The sequence below is a fragment of the Sorangium sp. So ce375 genome (assembly GCF_051473855.1).
In the GTDB taxonomy this organism is placed as follows: domain Bacteria; phylum Myxococcota_A; class Polyangia; order Polyangiales; family Polyangiaceae; genus Sorangium.
Genome location: NZ_CP150335.1, coordinates 7,278,796 through 7,301,453, shown reverse-complemented (window position 1 = coordinate 7,301,453; position 22,658 = coordinate 7,278,796). Strand labels below are relative to the sequence as shown.

17 protein-coding genes are annotated in these 22,658 nt (G+C 70.1%); 10 read left to right on the top strand and 7 right to left on the bottom strand.

The window, feature by feature from the left end:
• Positions 1-166 precede the first annotated feature (166 nt).
• The 4 genes from WME90_RS27035 (at position 167) to WME90_RS27020 (ending at position 4,551) form a co-directional block, all read left to right on the top strand.
• Positions 167-1,645: a hypothetical protein gene (locus WME90_RS27035; protein WP_437274886.1), complete on the top strand. Its 1,479-nt coding sequence runs from the start codon at positions 167-169 to the stop codon at positions 1,643-1,645.
• 206 nt (positions 1,646-1,851) lie between these two features.
• Entirely contained in the window at positions 1,852-2,646 is a 795-nt protein-coding gene (locus tag WME90_RS27030; RefSeq protein WP_437274885.1) for a mobilization protein, read from the top strand.
• 81 nt (positions 2,647-2,727) lie between these two features.
• Positions 2,728-3,657 (top strand): type I pantothenate kinase, encoded by a 930-nt coding sequence (gene coaA / locus WME90_RS27025; protein ID WP_437274884.1) that lies wholly within the window; start codon positions 2,728-2,730, stop codon positions 3,655-3,657.
• 72 nt (positions 3,658-3,729) lie between these two features.
• On the top strand, positions 3,730-4,551 hold the full coding sequence (locus WME90_RS27020; protein ID WP_437274883.1) for a hypothetical protein: 822 nt from the start codon (positions 3,730-3,732) through the stop codon (positions 4,549-4,551).
• Between the two features lie 51 nt (positions 4,552-4,602).
• On the opposite strand, the gene WME90_RS27015 is transcribed toward WME90_RS27020, so the two are convergent.
• Together WME90_RS27015 and WME90_RS27010 are read right to left on the bottom strand one after the other, a co-directional pair.
• Positions 4,603-5,865 carry an RNA polymerase sigma factor gene (locus WME90_RS27015; protein WP_437274882.1) on the bottom strand — a complete coding sequence of 421 codons (1,263 nt, stop codon included), beginning with the start codon at positions 5,863-5,865 and terminating at the stop codon, positions 4,603-4,605.
• Positions 5,865-6,257 (bottom strand): YciI family protein, encoded by a 393-nt coding sequence (locus WME90_RS27010; RefSeq protein WP_437274881.1) that lies wholly within the window; start codon positions 6,255-6,257, stop codon positions 5,865-5,867. The genes WME90_RS27015 and WME90_RS27010 overlap by 1 nt, the downstream gene beginning before the upstream one ends.
• 508 nt (positions 6,258-6,765) lie before the next feature.
• Between WME90_RS27010 and WME90_RS27005 the strand changes: the two genes are divergently transcribed.
• Together WME90_RS27005 and WME90_RS27000 are read left to right on the top strand one after the other, a co-directional pair.
• A complete protein-coding gene (locus tag WME90_RS27005; RefSeq protein ID WP_437274880.1) occupies positions 6,766-7,698 on the top strand; it encodes a DUF2935 domain-containing protein in 933 nt (310 codons plus the stop codon).
• Between the two features lie 156 nt (positions 7,699-7,854).
• Positions 7,855-8,220 (top strand): DUF4180 domain-containing protein, encoded by a 366-nt coding sequence (locus WME90_RS27000; RefSeq protein ID WP_437274879.1) that lies wholly within the window; start codon positions 7,855-7,857, stop codon positions 8,218-8,220.
• Between the two features lie 288 nt (positions 8,221-8,508).
• Here WME90_RS27000 and WME90_RS26995 read toward each other — a convergent pair whose 3' ends face one another.
• Positions 8,509-8,709, bottom strand: coding sequence for a DUF6289 family protein (locus WME90_RS26995; RefSeq protein WP_437274878.1), 201 nt, complete (start codon positions 8,707-8,709; stop codon positions 8,509-8,511).
• Between the two features lie 472 nt (positions 8,710-9,181).
• Between WME90_RS26995 and WME90_RS26990 the strand changes: the two genes are divergently transcribed.
• Positions 9,182-13,123 carry an ATP-binding protein gene (locus tag WME90_RS26990; RefSeq protein WP_437274877.1) on the top strand — a complete coding sequence of 1,314 codons (3,942 nt, stop codon included), beginning with the start codon at positions 9,182-9,184 and terminating at the stop codon, positions 13,121-13,123.
• Between the two features lie 50 nt (positions 13,124-13,173).
• Here WME90_RS26990 and WME90_RS26985 read toward each other — a convergent pair whose 3' ends face one another.
• The 3 genes from WME90_RS26985 to WME90_RS26975 all read right to left on the bottom strand — a co-directional run bounded on the left by WME90_RS26985 (position 13,174) and on the right by WME90_RS26975 (position 15,242).
• Complete coding sequence (locus tag WME90_RS26985) at positions 13,174-13,677, bottom strand: SRPBCC family protein (protein ID WP_437274876.1); 504 nt, start codon at positions 13,675-13,677, stop codon at positions 13,174-13,176.
• A gap of 35 nt (positions 13,678-13,712) precedes the next feature.
• Positions 13,713-14,129, bottom strand: a complete 417-nt coding sequence (locus tag WME90_RS26980; protein ID WP_437274875.1) for a VOC family protein — start codon at positions 14,127-14,129, stop codon at positions 13,713-13,715.
• A gap of 162 nt (positions 14,130-14,291) precedes the next feature.
• Positions 14,292-15,242 (bottom strand): sigma-70 family RNA polymerase sigma factor, encoded by a 951-nt coding sequence (locus WME90_RS26975; protein WP_437283666.1) that lies wholly within the window; start codon positions 15,240-15,242, stop codon positions 14,292-14,294.
• 330 nt (positions 15,243-15,572) lie between these two features.
• Between WME90_RS26975 and WME90_RS26970 the strand changes: the two genes are divergently transcribed.
• The 3 genes from WME90_RS26970 (at position 15,573) to WME90_RS26960 (ending at position 21,273) form a co-directional block, all read left to right on the top strand.
• On the top strand, positions 15,573-17,348 hold the full coding sequence (locus tag WME90_RS26970; RefSeq protein WP_437274874.1) for a serine/threonine protein kinase: 1,776 nt from the start codon (positions 15,573-15,575) through the stop codon (positions 17,346-17,348).
• 531 nt (positions 17,349-17,879) lie between these two features.
• Positions 17,880-20,114, top strand: a complete 2,235-nt coding sequence (locus WME90_RS26965) for a penicillin-binding protein 1A (RefSeq protein ID WP_437274873.1) — start codon at positions 17,880-17,882, stop codon at positions 20,112-20,114.
• A 175-nt stretch (positions 20,115-20,289) separates the two neighbouring features.
• Entirely contained in the window at positions 20,290-21,273 is a 984-nt protein-coding gene (locus WME90_RS26960; protein WP_437274872.1) for a serine/threonine-protein kinase, read from the top strand.
• 158 nt (positions 21,274-21,431) lie between these two features.
• On the opposite strand, the gene WME90_RS26955 is transcribed toward WME90_RS26960, so the two are convergent.
• Complete coding sequence (locus WME90_RS26955; protein WP_437274871.1) at positions 21,432-22,472, bottom strand: serine/threonine-protein kinase; 1,041 nt, start codon at positions 22,470-22,472, stop codon at positions 21,432-21,434.
• Between the last annotated feature and the right edge of the window lie 186 nt (positions 22,473-22,658).

Genomic DNA, 22,658 nt, shown 5'->3' with positions numbered 1-22,658 from the left:
AGGCACAAACGCCGTTCGCCGCCTCGATCTCGGCCGCTCCGCCGGGGAGACGGACATGGCGTCCGGACCGCGATCTGCGCGGTTGTGACGTAGAGCTGGTTGAACTCACCATTTGCGGCGTGTGCAGGGGATTCCCGGCGCCATGGATACTCCAGGGGCTTCGAACATGAATCAATCGAAGGTTGCGAACCTAGTCGGTGCGTCGATTTTCTTCGTGGCGGCGGTCGCGCGCGCCCAGACCCCCCCGCCGGCGGCGCCGGACGCGGCCGCTCCGCAGGCAGCTGCGCCGGCCTCGCCGGCGGACGCGCAGGCGCCGGCCGCGCCGCCTGCGGCTGCTGCCGCTGCTCCGGCGGCTCCGCCGGCGGAGGTCGCCAAGCCGGCCTCCAAGGATCCTGTTCCGGTGACTTCCAAGTGGAAGGCCACCATCTACGGGATGGCGGAGTTCGACATCATGCACGACTCCACCCAAAGCTTCGGCGAATCGGTGGGGGCCACGGTGATCCAGCGCGAGGACACCTACGCCGGCTCGCACGGCCGCACGCACTTCACGGCGCGGAACTCGAGGTTCGGCGTCAAGGTGACCGCGCCCGAGGTGTCCGGGATCAAGGCCACGGCGATGCTGGAGCTCGACTTCTTCGGCAATCAGCCGCCCACCGTCTCCGAAGCCTCGCTGGTGAGCAGCGGCACCTTCCGTCTGCGTCAGGCGAACATCAAGGTCGAGACGGACTACGTCGATCTGTTGATCGGACAGGGCTATCACCTCTTCGGGTGGCAGCCGTACTTCTTCCCCGCCACGACGTCCTTCTTCCCGGTGATGAACCAGGTGTTCGGGCGGATGCCGCAGCTGCGCGTCGGCCACAACTTTAAGTCGGACGCCGCCAACGTGGAGATCGCTGCTGCCGCCGTCAAGCCGCCGCAGCGCGACTCCGAGGTGCCGGACGTGCAGGCGGGCTTGCGCGTCGGCTTCAACGGCTGGAAGGGGATCCACACGCTCGGCGCCGGCGGGATGTTGCACGACCCGCTGACGATCGGCGTCTCGGGTGTGTTCCGTCGTTTCAGGGTCAACGATTACGCCGCCATCCCGGAGGCGTCGAGCTCGGCGAACGGCTACGGGCTCTCCGTCGATGCGCTGCTCCCGATCATCCCGGCCAAGGCGCTGGACGACGCCGGGAACGCGCTGACGTTGACCGGCTCGTTCTTCACTGGCACGGGCGTCTCGGATCTGGCCGGCGTCGCGAACAATATCAAGGTGCAGCACCCGGCGGCCCCGGCGTTGCCTGACGCAGCGGTCTATACCCCGAACATCGACCTCGGCCTCGTGACGTACGACGCGAACAACAAGCTGAAGACGATCGGCTGGACGGGGTTCATGGTCGGGCTCCAGTACTACCTGCCTCCGTCGGGGCGCTTCTCCGTCTCTGGCAACTACACCCAGGGCTCGAACGACCGGGTGACGGAGGAGAACGGCTATGGCACGCTCCGCACGGCGTACCACAAATCGCGCTACATCGACGGGAACCTGTTCGCCGACATCACGCCGGCCGTCCGCCTGGGCCTCTCGTTCCAGCGCTCGGAGCAGACCTTCGCGGACGACGTGACCGCGACCAACGAGCGCATCAAGCTGTCCCTCTACAGCTTCTTCTGAGCGACGGCGGTGGGCGACCCGGGTCGCGCTGGATCCGCACGCTCCCGCGCGACGCCTTCGCGAGCCAGGTCGCGGAGGCGGCGCTCGCGCTGCTCGACCCCGATAACGTCGCCTCGACGTCGCGCCACCCGCGCATAGCGACGCCGGAATGCCATTTGCAACGAATGGCTTGACTTCCGCGACATGGTGGCCGAAGGGGGAGGTGCATGAGTACTGTACATTTTGTGGGCGGCGAGAAGGGTGGCGTCGGCAAGAGCGTGGTCGCTCGACTGCTGGCGCAGCTATTCATTGACCGAGCGCTTCCGTTCGTGGCGCTCGACGCGGATCTGTCGCATGGCGCGCTCCGCCGTTACTACGCGGACTACACGCAGCGCGTGGATCTCGAGCAGCTCGATAGCGCCGATCAGATCCTGGACAGCGCGCTCGGCGGCGATCGCGTGGTCCTCGTCGACCTGCCTGCGCAGAGCCATCGGGCTCTCGAGCGCTGGATCGAGTCGACCGACGTCCTCAACTACGCGCGGGAAATGGGCGTCCAGCTCGTGTCCTGGCACGTCACCGACGGCGGCTTCGATTCGGTGTCCCACCTCGAGCAGGTCCTCGCGGCGCCGGGCGAAGCGCTGCAGCATATCGTGGTGAAGAACCAGGGTCGCTCGAGGGACTTCAGCCAGCTCGACGCGTCACCCGCGTACCAACGCCTGCTGGAGCGCGGCGGGAAGACCGTGACATTGCCCGAGCTCGACTCGTCGGTGATGTACAAGATCGACCGTTTCGGTTCGAGCTTCTGGGCCGCCATCAACACGAGCGAGGGGCCGAAAGCGCTGTCCGTCCTGGAGCGTCGCCGCGCCAAGCTCTGGTTGGAACGCGCGCAGGCTGCGCTGGAGGCAGCGGGCGACTGGCGGCCAGCGACGGAGCGCGCATCTGCCGTGGTCGTGCCGCAACATCCCGAGTCGGCGCAACAGCAGCTCGAATCGACCGCGAGCAACGAACCGATCGCGACCTGACCAAGGCGAGGGGGCTTGCTCCCGCTCGCGAGATTGCTTCGGATGGGGCGCTCGGGAGCGTACACTCGGCTCCGACCCATCATGGACGCCGCCACCACGACGTACGAGGTCTTCGCCGCTGCGCAGTGGGGCTGCCTGCGCGCGGCCACGCCGCTCACCCTCACCGAGGCCGACCTCGTGGTCTTGCGGGGCCTCAATGATCGGCTCTCGCTCGACGAGGTCGCGACGATTTACTTGCCGCTCTCGAGGCTGCTCAACCTGCACGTGGGCGCGGCGCAGCAGCTCCGCCGCGTGAAGGACACCTTCCTTGGCCGCCCCATCGCGCGGCGGCCTTTCGTGATCGGCATTGCCGGGTCGGTCGCGGTGGGCAAGAGCACGACCGCGCGCGTGCTGCAGGCGCTGCTCGCGCGGTGGCCCGACCACCCACGGGTGGATCTGGTGACCACCGACGGCTTCCTGTACCCCAACGCGGTGCTCGCCTCGCGCGGTGGCCTGCACCGCAAGGGCTTTCCCGAGAGCTACGATCTGCGGCGGCTCGTGAGGTTCCTCGCCGACCTGGAGGCCGGCGTCGACGCGATCGACGTGCCGGTGTACTCGCACGCCACCTACGACGTGGTCGCCGGGAAGGTGCAGACCGTGAGGCAGCCCGATATCGTGATCCTCGAGGGGCTGAACGTCCTGCAGGGCCCCGACCGCGCCGCGGCGATCGCCGTGAGCGACTTCTTCGACATCGGGATCTACGTCCACGCGGACGAGGCCGACATCGAACGATGGTACATCGAGCGCTTCCTCGCGCTGCGGGCCACGGCGTTTCACGACCCCTCCTCCTATTTCCACCGCTATGCCGCGATGGGCGACGACGAGGCGCGCGCGTTCGCGCTCAAGATCTGGCGCACGATCAACGGCCCCAACCTCACGGAGAACATCCTGCCGACGCGCGCGCGCGCCGACGTCGTGATCGAGAAGGGGCCTGACCACGCGGTGCGCGCCGTACAGCTCCGCCGGCTCTGATGCAAGAAATGGAGTGGTGTTGCTATGGACTGGAAAGAGAGATGTCGCGCACGCCTCCCTGAACATCTCGACGTGCACGGAGACATCGCTCCTCCATGGGAGCGCTTCCCCGACTACGAGCGCTACACGCTCGGCTGGCGGATGGGCTCCGGTGAAGACTGGTTGGGTCTGTGGGGCGTCTTTCTCGAGCAACTCGCGCCGGATCGCGAAACACGCATCGCCTACCTGCGACGCCACCCTCCCGCGCCGATCAGCTGGGCCGGGGCCGTTCACAAGGTGTTGCACCCCACGGGTAGGGCAGATGGCGAGGACGAAGGCGAGGAAGGTGACGAAGACGAAGACGAAGGCGACGAAGACGACCCGATCGCGGCGGCCTCGCGTCGCTCGGCGCTCCTGGACGAGGGGCTCATCGCGAGCGACGTCTCCTTCACCATATGGCTCGGCCAGCAGGACGGCGTGTGTTGGCCATGGGAATCGTACGAGACGCCCGAGGAGGCGGCGCGCTACAACACCCGCGAGTTCTGGTTCTGGTCGCGCCAGGTCGCCGCGCTCCGAAGAGGCGACGGATGGACGCCTCCCGCCGTGCCGGAGGGCTGGGGCGCGTGCGCGTCCGCGCTCGCGAGCGGCGACGCAGGTCCGATCGAGCCTCGCGACGGGCTCCTGTCGCTGGCTCGACTGCTCTGCGCCGGGTACGTCAAGGCGCCTTGGCAGCTCGGCTTGGAGCTCACCGACTTCGCCGATTCTTTCGAGGACGACATGGGTTATGTCGATGCGTTCCGCCTGTGGGGAATGTCCGCCTTCGATGACGCCCACCAGCTGCGCCGCTACCTCGAGGCCACCCGAGTCCCGCCGGGCTGGGAGGCCTGGATCGCGGAGCACTTCCCGGTGGATTGAGCCGCGCAGAGATCTTCTCGGTCCCGCCCACGCGCATGAGCTTCCGGCTCGCTATTTCGGCGCCTCGCTCAGCCGGGCCGCCTGCGTCGCCAGGTAGTTCTGCTCCGGGATGCTCGTCGTGCGGCTGGCCGCTCTCCTGTAGTGCGCGATCGCCGCCTCGCGATCTCCGGTCCGCTCCAGGAGGTGCGCGCGGACGGCGTCGAGGCGGTGATGACCCGAGAGGCGCGCGTCGGCGTCGAGCGTCTTCAGCAGATCGAGCCCTGCCTGAGGGCCGTGCACCATGGCGGTCGCGATCGCGTGGCTGAGCGCCACCATCGGGTTGTCGGACATCCGCATCAGCACGTCGTACAGCGCCAGGATCTGCGGCCAGTCGGTGTCCTCGGCCCGCGCCGCCTCGTCGTGCACCGCCGCGATCGCGGCTTGCAGCTGGTACGCGCCGATCGAGCCCCTGGACAGCGCCGCCGTGACGAGCGCGACGCCCTCGGCGATCGCGCGCTGGTCCCACAGGCGTCGATCCTGCTCCGCGAGCGGGATCAGCTCGCCCTGTGGCCCGGTCCGCGCCGCGCGCCGCGCGTCGGTCAGGAGCATGAGCGCGAGGAGGCCCGCGACCTCGCCGTCGTCCGGAAGGAGCGCGTGCACGGCGCGCGTCAGGCGGATCGCCTCGCCCGACAGATCGTCGCGGTGCAGCTCGGGGCCGGAGCTCGAGGTGTAGCCCTCGTTGAAGATCAGGTAGAGCACGTGCAGGACGGCGCCGAGCCGCTCCGCGCGCGCCTCGGGCGTGGGCCGCTCGAACGGCACGCCGGACGCCTTGATGCTCTGCTTCGCCCGGCTGATCCGCTGCGCCATGGTCGCCTCCGGCACCAGGAACGCCCTTGCGATCTCGGCCGTCGTCAGGCCGCCGACCGCGCGCAGCGTCAGCGCGATGGCGGACGGCGAGGACAGCGCGGGGTGGCAGCACATGAAGAGCAAGGCGAGCGTGTCGTCCTCCATCACCGCGTCGTCGCTGTCCGCGGCGAGGGCGATCTGCAGCTCGGGCGGCACGAGGCTGACCACGAGCTCCTCGCGGCGGCGGCGCGCGGCCTCGCTCCGGACGTGATCGGCGATGCGGCGCGACGCCACGTGGATGAGCCAGGCGCGCGGCTCGTCGGGGACGCCCTCGCGCGGCCACTGGGTGGCCGCCGCGATCAGCGCCTCCTGGACCGCGTCCTCTGCGGCGCCGAAGTCGCGGAATCGCCGCATGACGGCGCCGAGCACCTGCGGCGCGAGATCGCGCAGCAGGCGCTCGGCCCTGGCGTCCTGAGACGGAGAGGTCACTAGAGATCGCTGGGCGGCCCGCTCATCACCTCTCGCACCTCGATCCCCATGTTGAGCGGCGCGCCGCCGGGGCCGGGCGCGGCGGACGCTTGCGCGGCGATCTCGTACGCGCGCTCGGGGCTCTCGACGTCCACGATCCAGTACCCCGCGAGGAACTCCTTTGTCTCCGGGAACACCCCGTCCGTGATCGGCTTGCCGTCCTTGCCGGCGCGCACGAGCTTGGCCTGGTCGGGCCCCGCCAGGCCCTCGGCCGCCACGAGCTCACCCGACTCGCTGAGCTTCCTGTGGAAGCTCTTCATGAACGCGATGTGCGCCTGGAAGTCCTTCTGCTGCCAGTTGGCGACCTGGTACGGCCCCCCGCTCGGCGTGTTCATCATCAGGATGTACTTCACGATCGGCTCCTTCTCTTCGCTGTCGCCCGGGGATCGGGCGCGCGTTCACGGGGTTGTCGGAGCCGAGGGCAGGTCCTCGACATCCCGGGCGACGATAGCGAAGAAATCCGAGAGCCGACACAAAGGACGGCGGTGCGTTGATGTGGTTGTGTCTGCGGCGCCCGCCGGGTGTGAACCTCTGTCGTCGCGAGCGTCTGTCCCCCGCGGCGTGATGTGCGCTGTGGTCGCAGGTGGTCGGTGCAGGAGGGGTCATGTGCTCTGTCTTCGCAGGCCGACGATGGCCGGGTTGCCCATCACGGGCGGATTCCGCAGATGACGTCCGGCGCGCCCCGCGCGGCCTCTCTGCTGACGGAGCGCCTGGGCGTCGCGATTCCTCGCATCGCCGGCCGCTCACTGGGGTGAGGCGCGCTCCGGTGGATCGCCCTGCGAGTCGACTCCTCGGTTCGGGCGCGGGACATGCACCCTCGCGCTCGGATTCTCACGGATGCAGGAACCAGGAGGAGCGTCGATGGAGAAGCGTGCTGCGCAAGGGAAACTTGGACGCCGACAATTCGCCGGCGGCGCGATGGCCACCGCCGGTGTCTCGCTGCTCGCCACACCGAGCCTCGCGCTCCCCGACAAGAGCGCCGCGCTCTGCGAGTCGATCGGGCCGCTCGCCCTCCCGGAAGGCGCCGCCTACACGCCCGGCATCGCGGTCGACCGGCGCGCGAGGAAGCCGATCTTCCTGCCCGGCCCGGGCGCCGGCTATGCGGCGCACGCCGTCTCGGAGGTCCTCTTCTGGACGGACATCATGATGGAACATGCGATGTTCATCTCGTTGCTCATGCCCGGCGACCACCTCCGCGGGCCGCGGAGCGAGGCGCGGCGGTTCCAGGACCTCTTCGCCAGGCACTTCCTCTCGGCGCGCGACAGCGGTTATGCCGATTACGGGATCTCTCCGCTCCTCTCCTCGACGCGGTCGAGCGTCCAGCGGTTCATCGAGTACAAGCGCCGCATGCAGCGCGCGCAGGAGAGCGGCTCGCTCCGGAGCCTCGTCTGGCCGCTCTTCTTCGACCACATCGCGCGCGAGGCCGAGCGCTTCGTCGTTCGGCTCGATCGGCTCGCGTACGGCGACACCGCGCTCCAGAGCGACGAGGTCTCGGCGTTCTGGACGAGGATCATGGCGGATCACCTCGAGTTCATCGCGCACCTCTTGGACCCGCAGGAGCGCGCGCTCGTCGACCAGGCGGTGGAGCGCGCCGGGCAGCTGTACGAGGCGCACGCGTTCCGCGTCGACAGCGGGCAGCTCGCGACGCTGGCCGATGAGGTCATCGACTTCAAGACGGCCGCGGAACAGGGCATCGAGACGGGACAGATCAAGAGCATCATCGATCCAGCGCTCGCCGATCACGTGCTCCGCGAGGCGGTGAGGTTCTCCGACGAGGTCCGGCGCGCCCAGTGACGCCCTGGGCGCCGCGCCGCGGGGGCGAGCCCGGCCCCCGGGCCGGCTCTCCACGCGGCGCCTGTACAGGGGCCGCTTGGCGAGGTTACCCTGGGCGCGGGTCGAGCGGACCTCTCCGCCGAGCCCGCGGCGCAGGGATCGTGTCGGAGGGAAGCCATGGAGTTGCCGGTGGTCGACGAGCGCGGGGTTCAGTTCGTGGAAGGGCCGCCGGACCAGGCGCTCATGTCGAGCGCCCGCGACGTCGACCTCGTGATCGAGGCCTGTTTTTCGGGCGGCGTCCATTGTGCCCTCCTCTACGCGGCGAACATGACGGCGGCCTTCTTCGATCTCAGCTCGGGAGAGGCAGGGGCGATCCTGCAGAAGCTAAGGAACTACTGGATCCGGCTCGCGGTGGTGTGCCCTCCGGGGGCCGCCGACTTCAGCAGCCGGTTCGGCGAGATGGTGGCCGAAGAGCTCCGCGGCCAGCATTTCGGGGTGTTCGAGGCGCGCCACGACGCGATCGAGTGGCTCCGCCGGGCGTAGCCATGGCGCGCTGGCCGACGGCGCCTTTCCCGTGAAGGAGGCGTCACTCGCCGCGACCGAGGAAATCCATCAGCCAGGCCATGGCAGGCCGCATCGATTCACAGGGAGGCGGGGAGCCGGGGAGTGAAATCCCACCGAATCTCCCCATCTCCCTGTTCAACTTTCGCTAAAATGCCAACACGATGGATCCGTCAGCATACCGACCACTCGCAAGCTGGACGATCGTGGCCGGCGACCCTTGGAGCGGGAGAGCCGATCGCTGCGCGAGCCGGAACCGGCGCGATTCCCTCAGCGAGGAGGCGGAGTGCAGGTGAAACACCCGCCGCACTCGTGGTGCGACGTCTTGGTGCCCCACGCGATCCGGTTGTTGCAGCAGTCGCGGCCGTACTGGCCGACGACCGTCGTGTGGCTCTCGTCGCTGTAGTAGGTGCAGTTTTCCCCGGGCGCCGCCTCGCTCGAGGGGGCAAACAGGGCAGCGGTTCCCAACATCGCTGTACCTGCCGTCAGGGCAGCGAGGAAATACCGAAAGCGGGCAGCAGGGCCGAGACGACGCATGGACGATGCTCCTCTTGCAATGGAGGCCTATCTCGGCCTCCGAAGTTATGCGAGACAGCTTAGACCGGTTGTTCGGCTCGGGCAAGCGCTCCGGCCGGAGTGGCCTTTGCGGAAATCTGTAAATATCCATTCGGCGGGTCTGCGACGCCCAGAAGAGCTCGTCGATCCGGTCATGTGACGAGGCGACGAGCCCGTGAGCTCGGTTCACGAGGCAGCAGCATCCCCCTGTCCCGCCCTGTGTGGAGTGAGCGGGGCGTCAAGGAGAATTGCGCGTCCGGATGGTGCTGGGCCGGCGTATCTACGCGGCGAGCATCGAGAGGATCGTTGAGGCGAGCGGACGACCGTACCCACCGTGGCGGCGGTGAGATGGCTGGACTCGGCCGTGGTAAAAAAGCAGGTGTTCGCCATGACGAGACGGCGCACCGGCCAGCGCGACCGGGTCGAGGAGCGGACCGGCACGGGTCGCGTCGACGCGGTGAGCGCCGGGACTCCGCCGGATCTGGCTGGCGGCGCCCTCTCGGGCGGCGGGGAGATGGGGGCGCTGATACGCTCGATCGACTGGTCGCGGACGGCGCTGGGCCCGGTCGAGGCATGGCCTCAGTCGCTGCGGACAGCGCTGTCCATCCTGCTCTCGTCCGAACATCCCATGTTCCTCTGGTGGGGGCGGGAGCTGACCCAGTTTTACAACGACGCCTACCGCCCCATCCTCGGATCCAAGAAGCACCCAGCCGCCATGGGCCAAGCGGGCCGCGCGTGCTGGAAGGAGATCTGGGAGATCATGGAGCCGATGATCGAGAAGGTCTTCGCGGGAGGGGCCACCTACGTCCGCGATGGCCTGCTCGTCCTCGATCGGCACGGCTTCATGGAGGAGTGCTACTTCAGCTACGGCCAGTGCCCCATCCGAGACGAGAGCGGCGCTGTCGCGGGCATCCTCGTCGCGTGCTCCGAGGGCACAGCGTATATCCTCGGACAGCGACGGCTGCAGCTCCTCGGGACGCTGGCTGCAAGGGCGGCTGACGCCAGGAGCGTTCAGGACGTCTGTCGGGTGATGATGGATACCGTGGCGGAGGCCGGGCGCGACGTGCCGTTCGCCCTGCTCTATCTCGTCGACGACGACGGCGTGAAGGTCCGCCTCGCGGGGACCGCCGGGCTCGACCCGGGCCACCCCGCGGCGCCGGCGACGGTGGGCCTCGGCGCGGCGGCCGGCGCGGTGTGGCCGCTGCACCGCGCTCTGCGCGCGGACGTGGAGGTGGATCTGTCGAAGCTGCCCGCGCGCGTCGGCCCCCTTCCGGGAGGGCCGTGGCCGGACGCCGCTCGCCAGGCGGTGGTGCTGCCGCTGCCACGCGCCGGCGCCGGCGCCGGAGGCCGGCCGGCCGGGTTCCTCGTCGCGGGCGCCAGCCCCCGGCTGGTGCTGGACGACGACTACCGCCGCTTCCTGCGGCTCCTGGCCGGCCACGGCGCTGCGGCCCTCCAGAACGCCAGGGCGAGCGAGGAGGAGCGGCAGCGGCTGGAGGCGCTCGCCGAGCTCGATCACGCCAAGACGTTGTTCTTCAGCAACATCAGCCACGAGTTCCGCACGCCGCTCACGCTGATCCTGGGGCCCGTCGAGGACGGCCTCTCGGACGCCGCGCACCCGTTGCCCGCGCCGCAGCGCGACCGCTTCGCGCTCGTCTACCGCAACAGCCTCCGGCTCCTCCGGCTTGTCAACACGCTGCTCGACTTCTCGCGCATCGAGGCGGGCCGCCTCAAGGCCAGCTATCAGCCCACGGATCTCGGCTCCTTCACCGCGGAGCTCGCGAGCTCGTTCCGCTCGCTCATGGATCGGGCCGGCCTGGCCCTCACCGTCGAGTGTCCGCCCCTCTCCGAGCCCGCCTACGTCGACCGCGAGCTCTGGGAGAAGATCGTGCTCAACCTCGTCTCGAACGCCTTCAAGTTCACGTTGTCGGGGGGCGTCCGGGTCTCGCTGGAGGAGGCCGGCGGGCGGGTCGTCCTGTCGGTCGAGGACACGGGCACCGGCATCCCGGAGGCGGAGCTGCCGCGCGTGTTCGAGCGGTTCTACCGCGTCGAGGGGGCCAGGGGCCGCAGCTTCGAGGGCAGCGGCATCGGCCTCGCCCTGGTGCGGGAGCTCGCGAAGCTCCACGGCGGCAGCGTCGCCGTGGAGAGCCGCCTCGGCGTCGGCAGCCGCTTCTCGGTCGCCATCCCGCTCGGGAAGGCGCACCTGCCCGCCGATCGCATCGACCTCGCCCCCGCGCCGGCCGCGGAGGGGCGCGGCGCGGCGCCCTTCCTCGACGAGGCCGCGCAGTGGGGCCGCGACGAGCGGGCGCCGGACGCCCCGCCGGCGGAGGAGCAGCCGGCCCCGAGGCGGCCGGGGCACATCCTCGTCGCGGACGACAACGCGGACATGCGCGACTACGTGCAGCGGCTGCTCCTCGCCGAGCGGTGGACGGTGGAGGCCGTGGCCGACGGTCAGGACGCGCTGGAGAGCGCCCGCGCCCACGTCCCGGACCTCGTGCTCACCGACGTGATGATGCCGCGGCTCGACGGCTTCGGCCTGCTCAGGGCGCTGCGCGCCGACGAGCGCACCCGCGGCGTCGCCGTGATGATGCTCTCCGCGCGCGCCGGCGAGGAGGTGCGCGTCGACAGCCTCGGGGCCGGCGCCGACGACTTCCTCGTGAAGCCGTTCTCCGCGAAGGAGCTCCTCGCGCGGGTCCGCATCCACGTGGAGCTCGCGCGCCGGCGGCGGGAAGCCGAGGGGCAGCGCCAGTACCTGAACGACCTCTTCATGCAGGCCCCGGGGCCGATCGCGATCCTCCGCGGGCCCGAGCACATCTTCGAGGTGGTCAATCCGCTCTACCAGCAGCTCGTCGGCGGACGAGCGCAAGTGGGCAAGCCGATCCTGGCCGCCCTGCCCGAGCTCGAGGGGCAATCCATCCCGGATCTCCTGGATACCGTGATCCGCACCGGCGAGCCTTTCGTGGGGAAGGAGCTCGCCGTGCGGCTCGACCGCCAGGGCAATGGCACGACGGAGGAGTGCTTCTTCAACTTCGTCTTCCAGCCGATGCGCGACCGCGACGGGGCGATCGAGGGCATCTTCGTGTTCGCCTTCGAGGTGACCGACCAGGTGAGCGCCCGCCGGCGCGTGGAGGCGCTCGTCGAGGCGCTGAGGCTCGCCGATCAGCGCAAGGACGAGTTCCTCGCCATGCTCGCGCACGAGCTCCGGAACCCCCTGGCCGCCATCAGCCTGTCGCTCACGCTGCTCGGCGATCTGGCGGGCGAGGCGCCCAGGTCGGCGCGCTACCGCGAGATCGCCCGGCGGCAGGTGGGCAACCTGGTGCGCCTCGTCGACGATCTCCTCGACGTGTCGCGCATCACGCGCGGCACGGTGGAGCTGCGCCTCGAGGACGTCGATCTCGCGGCGGCGGTGCGGGGCGCCGTCGCCGCGGTGAGCCCGGCCGTCGAGGCGCGGCGCCACGCGCTCTCGGTCGAGGTCGGGCCGGGGGCCTTCGGCATGCGGGCCGACGCCACGCGGCTGGAGCAGGTGGTCACGAACCTCCTGACGAACGCCGCGAAGTACACGCCGCCCGGGGGCGCGATCTCGGTGCGCCTCACCCGCGAGGCGGCGGGCGGCGCGCCCGAGGCCGTGCTGCGGGTGCGCGACACGGGCCGCGGCATCCCGGCCGCGATGCTCGAGAAGGTGTTCGATCTCTTCACGCAGGTCGATCAGAGCATCGACCGCAGCACGGGCGGGCTGGGCCTCGGGCTCACGCTGGTGCGGCGGCTCGTGGAGATGCACGGCGGCAGCGTCGTCGCGGAGAGCGCCGGGCCGGGCCAGGGCAGCGAGTTCATCGTGCGCCTTCCGCTCGGCCGGGGCGCGGCGCCGCCGCTCGCGCCCGGCGCGGAGCCGCCGCTCGCGCCCGGCGCGGAGCCGCCGCTCGCGCCCGGCACGGAGCCGTCCGCCGCCCCGCTGCCGGCGGAGGAGGCCGAACGGCGCCGGGTGCTCGTCGTGGAGGACGGGGAGGACGTGCGCCGGGTGATGTGCGGGTTCATCGAGGCCCTGGGGCACGAGGTGATCGTGGCGGTGGACGGCCTGGACGGCGTGACGAAGCTCCTGGAGCTGCGCCCCGAGGTGGCCTTCATCGACGTCGGTCTGCCCGGCATCGACGGCCATGAGGTCGCCCGCCGGGCGCGGGCCGCGCCCGGGGGCGAGGCGCTCTACCTTGTGGCGATCTCGGGCTACGGTGGACCGGAGGACCAGGCCAGGTCCAGGCAGGCCGGCTTCGACCTGCACCTCACGAAGCCCGTGGGCGGCGTGACGCTGAGGCGGGTGCTCGCCGAGCGGCGCGCGTGAGCGAGCGCGGGCCGGCTGGGCCGCGCCCGCTCACCGCGGGCCAGCCCGGCTCATCGCTGCTGCAGCTGCGCGACCAGAGCCTCGAGGCGGTCGTAGCTGATGCCCGCGCCCTTGGGCATCCCGGACGCGAGGACCATGTCGCGCACCTCCTTCGACGGATAGCGCACCGTGGCCGTGAGCCGCGTCTTCGTGCCCTCGTCGGTGTAGACCGCCGTCACCACCGAGACCGTGTCCGGAAACGGCTCGAAGATCTCGGTGAACACGAGCCGGCTCGGCGGCGTGATCTCCTGGTTCTCGCCGTGGAACGCGGCCTCGCCACCCGGGTGGTGGTTCACGAAGCGCCACCTGCCGCCCGGCCGGAGGTCCATCTCGCAGACCGGCACCGAGTAACCCTCGCCCAGACAGCCCCACCATCGCTTGATGTGCTCGGGCCTCGTCATCGCGTCGAACACGAGGTGCCTCGGCGCGTCGAACAGGCGCGTCATGCGGACCTCATTCTCCGACGGGGTCGTGACCTGGAAGCTATCGCTGTTTGCTACGTGGCTCTCGACCATGGCTCTCCTCCTCCTCTCCTTCGTCGAGGCGCCGGCTACGACTGGATCGCCGAGGGATCCATCCAGACGACCTCCCAGTGGTGACCGTCGATGTCGTAGAAGCTCCAGCCGTACATGAAGCCGTGATCCTGCGGATCCATCGCGTGCGACCCGCCCGCCGCGATCGCCTTCTTCACGATCTCGTCGACCTCGGCCCGGCTGCTGCACGAGAGCGCGAACATCCCCTCCGTGTGCGTGCTCGTGTTGCAGATCTCCCTCTTCGTGAACCCCTTGAAGAACGGCTCCATGAGGAGCATCACGAACGCCTCCTGGCTGATGATCATGCAGGCGGCCTTGTCGTCCGTGAACTGCGGGTTGAACTCGAAGCCGAGCTTGGAGAAGAACTCCATCGACCGCTTCAGGTCGCGGACGGCCAGGTTGACGAAGATCTTGCGAGCGCTGTTCGTTGTCATGGTCCTCTTCTCCTGTTCGAGCATGGACGCCGGGTGATGCCGGCCACGATCGCGGCCATCGGGGCCATCGCGCCGGAGTTCACCCCCCTAGACCCCGGCGCACGCCGGGACTCATCGGTCGACCGGAAAAAAATGTCGCCCCGACCCGGCCGGGCGCGGGGGCTACGCGGGGAGCTCGAGAGGCAGGCCGAACCGCGGGAAGATCGTCTCGGTGTCGAGGAAGGACGTCATCCCGGCGATGCGGTCCCCCGCGAGCTCGAGCACGATGAGCGCCCAGGCCCGGTGGCCGCCCTCCGGCGCGGGGCGGTACTGGCCGAACGCCGGGGAGCCGCAGGCGGCCGTCGGCACGAGCCGCGACCCGCGGCAGCCCGCGCCCCGGCCCAGCAGCCACGCGCGGATGGCGTCGTGGCCGCGGAGCCAGAGGGTGTAAGGCGGCATACACAGGGTCGCGTCCTCGTGCAGCAGCGCCGCGAGCGCGTCCACGTCGTACTGCTCGAAGGCGGTGACGTAGCGGTCGACAAGCGCGGCCTTTGGCTCCGGCAGCGTGGCGCGCACGTCGCCGAGATCGCGGCTCGCGAGCGTCGCCCGCGCTCGCTGGAGCGCGCTGTTGATCGCGGCGACCGAGGTGCTGAGGCTGTCGGCGACCTCTGCAGCGGACCACCCGAGCACCTCCGTGAGCAGCAGCGCGGCGCGCTGCTTCGGCGGCAGGTGCTGGAGCGCCGCGACGAACGCGAGGCGGATGCTCTGGCGGAGCACGGCCCGCTCCGCGGCGTCGATGTCGGCCGGAAGGGCGTGCGCGTCGGGGACGGGCTCCAGCCAGTGTGTGCGCGGGCGTGTCTGGAGCTCGTCGTCCACGGCGCCGACCGGGCCCTCCTCGATGGGGCGCGCCCGGCGCGCGCGATCGGCCCGAGCGTCGAGGCAGACGTTCGTCGCGATGCGGTACAGCCAGGTGCGCAGCGACGACCGCCCGTCGAACTTGTCGAGGCTACGCCAGGCGCGCACCATGGTCTCCTGGACGGCGTCGTCGGCGTCGACCATGGATCCGAGCATCCGGTAGCAGTGCCCGGTGAGCGCCGCGCGGTGTTCCTCGAGTTGGTCCACGCTCCCCGACATGCTCCCCGACATCGCGGCGACCCTACCATCGGCTTCCCGGCAGATCTACGGTCACGCTCCCTCGCCGCGCGGCACGCGCGCCGAGGGCAGGGCGCTGGTCTCGACTCGGGCACTTTTTGTGGGCCTGGCCGGCCTGCGGCCGCGCTCGGCCGGCGACGCACCCGGGACGGCACGCCGAGTGTCGCGCGGTCACGACGACGTCGCGCGGTCACGACGTGACGGCCAATCGGCTAGGATGGGCGAAGGTCAGGGCGGTGCGGGTGCGCCGCGAGGACTTCGTTCTCCGTTCTCCGTTCTTCGTTTAGCAAATTAGCAAACCTGATACCGGATATGGACGACCAGGAACTGCAGCGCAGAGTCGGCACAGTGTTGTGCGGGAAGTGGACGATCGAGCGGTTGTTGGGCGCGGGCGGTATGGCCGCCGTCTACGTCGGGGTGCACAAGATCGGGCGGCGAGATGCCATCAAGATCCTCCACCCCGAGATCGCGCGCATGCCCGAGCTGCGTGCGCGGTTCGATCAGGAAGCGCAAGCTGTCAATCGATTCGTGCACCCCGGCGCGGTGGAAATACGCGATATCGACACGACCGCGGACGGCTGCCCGTTCCTCGTCATGGAGCTGCTCGACGGTGAGTCGCTCGCCTCGTACGGAAGGCGCGTGGGCAGGATGGACATGGCCGAGCTGCTGGCCATGGTCGACGGGCTGCTGGACGTGCTGGCAGCGGCCCATGCGCACGGCATCATCCACCGCGACATCAAGCCAGACAACCTGTTCCGCCTGCGCGACGGGCGCCTGAAGGTGCTCGACTTCGGCGTCGCCCGTGTCAGGCAGGCCGCGACCGACTACGTTCGGACGCGCACTGGAACGACGCTTGGAACGGTCGCCTACATGCCGCCGGAGCAGGTCAGAGGCGACGAGATCGATGCGCGCGCCGACGTGTTCGCGGTCGGAGCGACGATGTTTCGTCTGATCACCAAGAGGCGCATCCATGAGGCGGGCTCGGACACCGATCTGGTCGTCAAGATGGCTACGCTGCCTGCGCCGCCGCTCGCGAGCGTCGCTCCGGAGGCCCCGCAGGCAGTGTGCGCCGTCGTCGATCGCGCGCTCGCGTTCGATCGAGGCGAGCGCTACCCGAGCGCGACGGTCATGCAGCAGGACGTGCGCGCGGTCCTGGCCGGTCAACCGCCCGCTTTTGCCCTGCGGCTCGCCGCGTCCGGGACCCACGCCCGCGCTGCAGATGCGCTCAGCACCGCGACGACGGTGTGGGTGCCGCAGGGGCTCGTCCCCTCGTCGGCCGTACCGGTGCGCGCCTCGGGCGCCGGTGGTCTGCGTCCCGCCCCGCCGCCGGCAGGCGACATGGGGAGTGTCAACCGCGAGTTCTCCTTCGGCAGCGCCCCGAATACTCCGAGCGCGCAGGGCGCCCCGGGCGGCGGATCGGCCGTCGCTCCGGCTCGCGCCCCCTCACCGGCCGCATCGGCGTTCACCCAGGCGACGCAGTGGACGGCGACCACGGTCCGTGGACGGAGACTCCGATGGGCCGTGCTGGCGTTCCCGCTGCTCGCCGCAGGCGTGCTCGCCGCGGTGTATTTCCGTGCGGTGCACGTCGAGCCCGACGCGAAATCGCCGAAGGCGACCGGCGCGCAGAGGCCGGCGGCCCCACCGCCCGCCAAGGTTCCCGGCGGTCCGGCGGCGGATCGCCTCCTGGCAAAGGCTTCGGATCCCAGCCCCGAGAAGAAGGGCGACACGAGAGCTCGCCTCCCTGGCTCACCGAGCCGCGGCCCCGAGGAGGGGCCTTCTGTGTCGCAGCGGACCAGCTGTCTGCTGACGAACGACTGCCACCACGTGTGTGATGAAGCGTGCCAGATTGCTTGTCAGGACGGAAGCGTCTGCGACATCGGAGCGCGCCGGGACGCGCTGGTAAATTGCATGGGATCGGGGATGCACAAGATCTGGTGCGAAGGCGATTGCTCGGTCAATTGCATGACGAGCGCTCCATGTCTGGTGTACTGCACGCCTGGGTCCGATTGCGTCATCGGCACGTGTCTCGGGCAGATAGAAGCCTGTCCGGGGAACGTCGTGGCGTGCGGAGCCCCATGCCCCGACTGATCGTGATCGTCGCATCGCGCCCACGCGCTGCGCTCATTGCGTCTGCGAGGAGGGCGCCGCGGCACGCGCGCTCAGCCTGCATCGCGGAGAATATGGATGGATATGGACCGGTTCGGCCGTCGTGACGACCTCGCGTCCCCCTCGCAGCGCGGCGAGGAGCCCCGCCGTGACGATGCGGAGGTGAAGGAGCCAGCGACACAGCTATGGGTGCGCGCGCCGCAGGCCAGCCCGCAGATCCCCGAAGAGAGGGCTCGCCAGGCCGAACCGGAGCGACCGACGCTGCCGTGGTCGCCACCGCCCGGGGACGGCGTCCCAAGGCCGTCGCCGGCCTCCGCGCAGCCGACCGTACAAGGCGCGCTGCCGGCGCGACGGCTCGCGCGGGCCGCTTCTCGGATCGCATCGGCGCTACGTGCTCTGGCGAGCGCGCTCCACCGCGCCGTCGCCGTCCGCCGGGCGCGGGAGCAAGGGGACCCGCGCCGGCGAAAGGTCCAGTGGAAGCGACGCTTGCGGCGATGGACGTGGCGCATCGTGATGGCCGCTTCGACGCTGCTGGGCCTCGGTCTGCTGGGGTTTTCGGCGCTCCTCTGGTACTACGGCCACGACCTGCCGCGGACCTCGGAGCTGAGGAGCTATCATCCGCCGGAGGTCACGCGAATCCTCGCGCGCGACGGGACACCGCTCGCGGAGCTCTTCGTCGAGCGACGCACCGTCGTCCCGATCTCGGTGGTGCCGAAGAGCATGAAGCTCGCCCTTTTGGCCGCGGAGGACGCAAACTTCTACAAGCACGAGGGGCTGAACTACCTCGGCATCCTGCGGGCGCTCCTCGTGAACCTTCGGTCCGCGCAGGCCCGCCAGGGAGGCAGCACGATCACCCAACAAGTGGTCAAGAACGTGCTCCTCACGCCGGAGCGCACCTTCGCGCGCAAGATCCGTGAGCTCATCCTCGCGCGCCGCATCGAACAGGAGCTCACGAAGGACGAGATCCTGGAGCTTTATCTCAACGACATCTACTTCGGGCACGGGCGCTACGGCGTCGAGGAGGCCGCGCGGTACTACTTCGGAAAGAGTATTCGAGACGTGCAGCTCGCCGAAGCAGCCCTGCTCGCAGGTCTGGTCAAGGGTCCCAGCGTCTACTCTCCGCGCGTGGACCTCGCCCGCGCCGAGGAGCGGCGCAGCTACGTGCTCCAGCAGCTGGGCGACAAAGGGTTCGCGTCGCGCGCCGACGTGGACGCCGCCGCTCGCCAGAAGATCGTCCTGGCCCCTCCGCCGGAGCTCGCCGCCGAGCTGGCGCCCGAGGTCGTCGCCGAGGTCGAGCGCGCGCTGGTCGCCGCGGTCGGCCCGCAAGCCAGCCGCGGCGGGTACACCGTGACGACGACGATCGATCCGCAGCTGCAGAGGGCCGCGAGAGCGGCGGTGCGCAGCAATCTCGACGCGTACGCCGCGCGGCGCGGGCTCGTCGCTCCGCTGAAGCGTGGCAAGGCAGATCCGGCCGCCTTCGAGGGAACGCCCACGCAGGGCAGCGAGCGCGTCTACCAGGGCGTGGTCACGAAGGCCGACGACGCGGCGGGCACGCTCACCGTGCGCGTGGGTACGGCGCAAGGCGTCGTGAAGCTGGAGAGAGCGGCGCGCTACAATCCACGCAATCTGCCCCCGAGCCAGTTCGCCGAGATCGGCAAGGTCGTGCGCGTCACCTTTGCCGGCGGCGATCCGCGCAGCGGACGGCTGGAGCTCGCGCTCGGGCCCCAGAGCGCGCTCGTCGCCCTCGACGTCCGAACGGCCGAAGTGCTCGCGGTCGTCGGCGGCTACGATGCGGTGCGCGGCGCCCTCAATCGGGCAAGGTCGGCGCGCCGCCAGCCCGCCTCGACGTTCAAGCCGATCGTGTACAGCTACGGGATCCAGACGCGGGCATTCACCGCGGCGTCCATCCTCGAGACCCATCCGACCGCTCTCGGAGGGAAATACAGGCCCGACAACTACGACGAGAGCGAAGGACAGGCGCCGCGCCGGCTGCGCGAGGCGCTCGCCCAGAGCGTCAATGTCGCCGCGGTATGGGTCCTCGATCAGCTCGGGCCGGCCAAGGTCGTCGAGTGGGCGCGAGCGCTCGGGATTGCGTCGAAGCTCGGCGCGGATCTGTCGTTGGCGCTCGGCGCTTATGAGGTGACGCCGTTCGAGATGGTCGCTGCGTTCAACGTGTTCGCCGCAGGCGGCTCGTACCGTGAGCCGGTGCTCATTCGCGGCATCATCGGCCCGGGCGGCCAGCCGCTGCCGCTGCCCAACGCGGCGCCAGCGCGCCGGGTGATGGGCGAAGCCGAGGCGTACATCACGACGAGCCTCTTGCGTTCAGTCGTCGACTCGGGGACAGCCAAGCGCGCGCGATCCATGAGCACACCGGTCGCCGGCAAGACGGGCACCTCGAACGCCGCGAAAGACGCGTGGTTCGTGGGCTACTCGACCGACATCGCGTGCGCCGTCTGGACGGGCTACGATGACGCCTCTCCGCTCGGCGCCGGCGAGACGGGCGGTGCGACCTCTCTGCCGGCCTTCATCGCGTTCATGCAGGACGCGCACAAGGCGAGGCCGCGCACCGACTTCGCCGCGCCGCCGGACGGGCTCGCGCGCGTGCTGATCGACGCGACGACCGGTCAACTCGCGCTGCCGGGCGCCGCGGGGGCGATCGAGGAGGTGTTCCTTGCAGGCACGGAGCCGACGGCGTACGCCGAGCTTCCGTCGAGCGGCGAAGCTCCTCGCATCATGTGGCCATTTTGATCCGCATCCTCCGTGCGATCACCGAGCGCGCCACGAGCACGAAGATCCTCGAGCACCTCGGGATGCCGGTGGATCCTCGATCGGTCAAGCGAGGGCGAGACCCACGAGGAGCGAGGCCCCGCGCGGGCTGTCATCCTGGCCGGGTGGCCTTTCGCGATCGCTCCTGGTGAACGGGATGGTACCATCCGCCCGCTCGATGGACGACGAGGAGCTCGCGGCGCGGCGCATCGGCACCCAGATCGGGACCTGGACGGTGGAGCGCGTGCTCGGTGGCGGCGGGATGGCGAGCGTCTTCCTCGGCCGGCGCGCCGACGGCCAGGTCGCGGCGCTGAAGGTCCTGCACCCGTCGCTGAGCCAGATCGAGGAGCTCCGGAAGCGCTTCCTGCGCGAGGGCCCGATCGGCAGCGCCCTGGCGGCTGTCGGCCCGCTCTGCGAGGGGCTGCCGCTCGTGCTGGAGTCGGGCATCGCGGACGACGGCGCCGCTTACCTTGCGATGGAGGTGCTCGAGGGCGAGACGGTCTTCGACCGCATGGCCCGCCTGGGGACGCTCGCGGTGGGCGAGGTGCTGGCGCTCGCCGAGCGGGTCCTCGATGTGCTGGTCGTGGCGCACACATACGGCGTCGTTCACCGGGACATCAAGCCTGAGAACCTGCATATCGGGAGCGATGGGCGGGTGAAGGTGCTCGATTTCGGGATCGCCCGCGTGCTCGATCCGCTTCCTTTCGGGATGGGGGAGCTGCCGGAGAAGACGGCCACGAAGACGGGCGTGGCGCTCGGCACGAGCGAGTACATGGCGCCAGAGCAGGCGACGGGGATGGTCCGCGAGATCGACGGCCGGACCGACGTCTTCGGCCTGGGCGCCACGATGTTTCGGCTGCTCTCCGGTCGCGCGATCCACGGTCACGTGGCCGATGCGCGCCTGCTCATCGCCGCGGCGACGGAGCGGGCGCCGTCGCTCGCGCAGTGCGCGCCGGCCGTGCCCTCGGAGGTGTGCGACGTCGTGGATCGTGCCCTCGCGTTCCACAAGGTCGAGCGTTACCCCGACGCGGCGACGATGCGCGCCGACGTCCGCGCGGTGCGGGCGGGCCGCCTGCCGCCGTACGTCGTGGCCGTCGAGGAAGGGCGGATCCCGGCGGGGGCCCCGCTCCCTCGTCGCTGAGGGAGCCCACCTCGCGGAGGGCGCCCCGCGCGGCCGTGGCGCGCGTCAGCGGCGGGGGCGCAGCGGGGCTGGCCGTCGTCGTTCTCGATGTCTCCTCTGCACCTCCTGCCGTCGAGCGACGAGCCTGCTCCCTCGATGGGGCCTTATTTGAGTCTCTGTCAGCTGAGCAGGATGGCGATCAAGAGCACGACGCTGAGCAAGAGCGATACGACGATGGACGCAATGAGCCACGGCCGCATCGTCGGCGAGCTCCACCTGGACGCGAGCGATGTCGCGCTCGTCTGGTGCCCCGGAGCCCCGGAGTGCATCGCAACGGTCGGCTCGAGCTGCCTCGGCGCGCCCTCCATCGCCGCAATGGCCCCGTCGATGGCCGCGATCACGTCGGTAGCCGTCGGATAGCGTTGGATTGGGTCTCGCTGGACGAGCCGCATCACGATCGCCTCCACTTCGGGGCGGATACCTAATCCCGGAGCACGCTGGCGGAGCGGGGGCGCATCCTCGAGGAGCCGCTGCCGGAAGGAAGATTGGCCGTCGCTCGCGTCGAACGGGCTTCTCCCGGACAGCATCTGGTACAAAATGATCCCGAGCGCATAAAGATCTGCGCGAGCGTCGACGGCATCCATGCCGCGCACGGCCTCCGGCGCGAGATAACTGAGCGTGCCGAGGACTTGGTCGGCAGCGGTGAGGTCCTGGCCTTTGCGCGCGGCCTCGCGGCTTTCGGTGGACAGGAGCTCTACGTTCACCTTGGCGAGGCCGAAATCGATGAGCTTCACCTGATCACGGGCGCCGAGGAGGATGTTCTGCGGCTTCACATCGCGGTGCACGATCCCCTTCGCGTGCACCGCCTCCAGAGCAGACGCGATCTGCCTCGCGATGTGGAGCGCGCGCCGCGCGGGGAGCGGCGCCGAGGCGAGCACGTCCTGGAGCGGGGTGCCGTCGACATACTCGAGGACGAGAAAATGCGACCGATCCGCGAGCTGACCAAAGTCGCTCGCCGAGACCACGTTCGGATGCTGGATATGCGCCCCCGCGATCGCCTCGCGCTCGAACCGCGCCACGATCTGGGGGAGGTTCCGGGCGCCCGGCTGGAGGACCTTGATCGCGACCTGCTTGCGGAGGTGCACCTGCTCGCCGCGGTACACGGCTCCCATGCCGCCCTCCCCGATGAGCTCGTGGACGCGGTACCGCTCCGAGATCAAGCTCCCGATCAGCGCTGGCGCTCTGTCGTCCGAGCGCACCAACGTGGGTGCGTCGTCCGACCACGGCCGCGCCGCAGTCTCGATTTCTTCCACCAGCGCCGAGCTTGTGAGCTCAACGACGGATGCGTCGCGTCGTTTCCCGGGCATCTGCACCGTGACGTCGTCGGTGCTCGAGCGCCCCGTGGG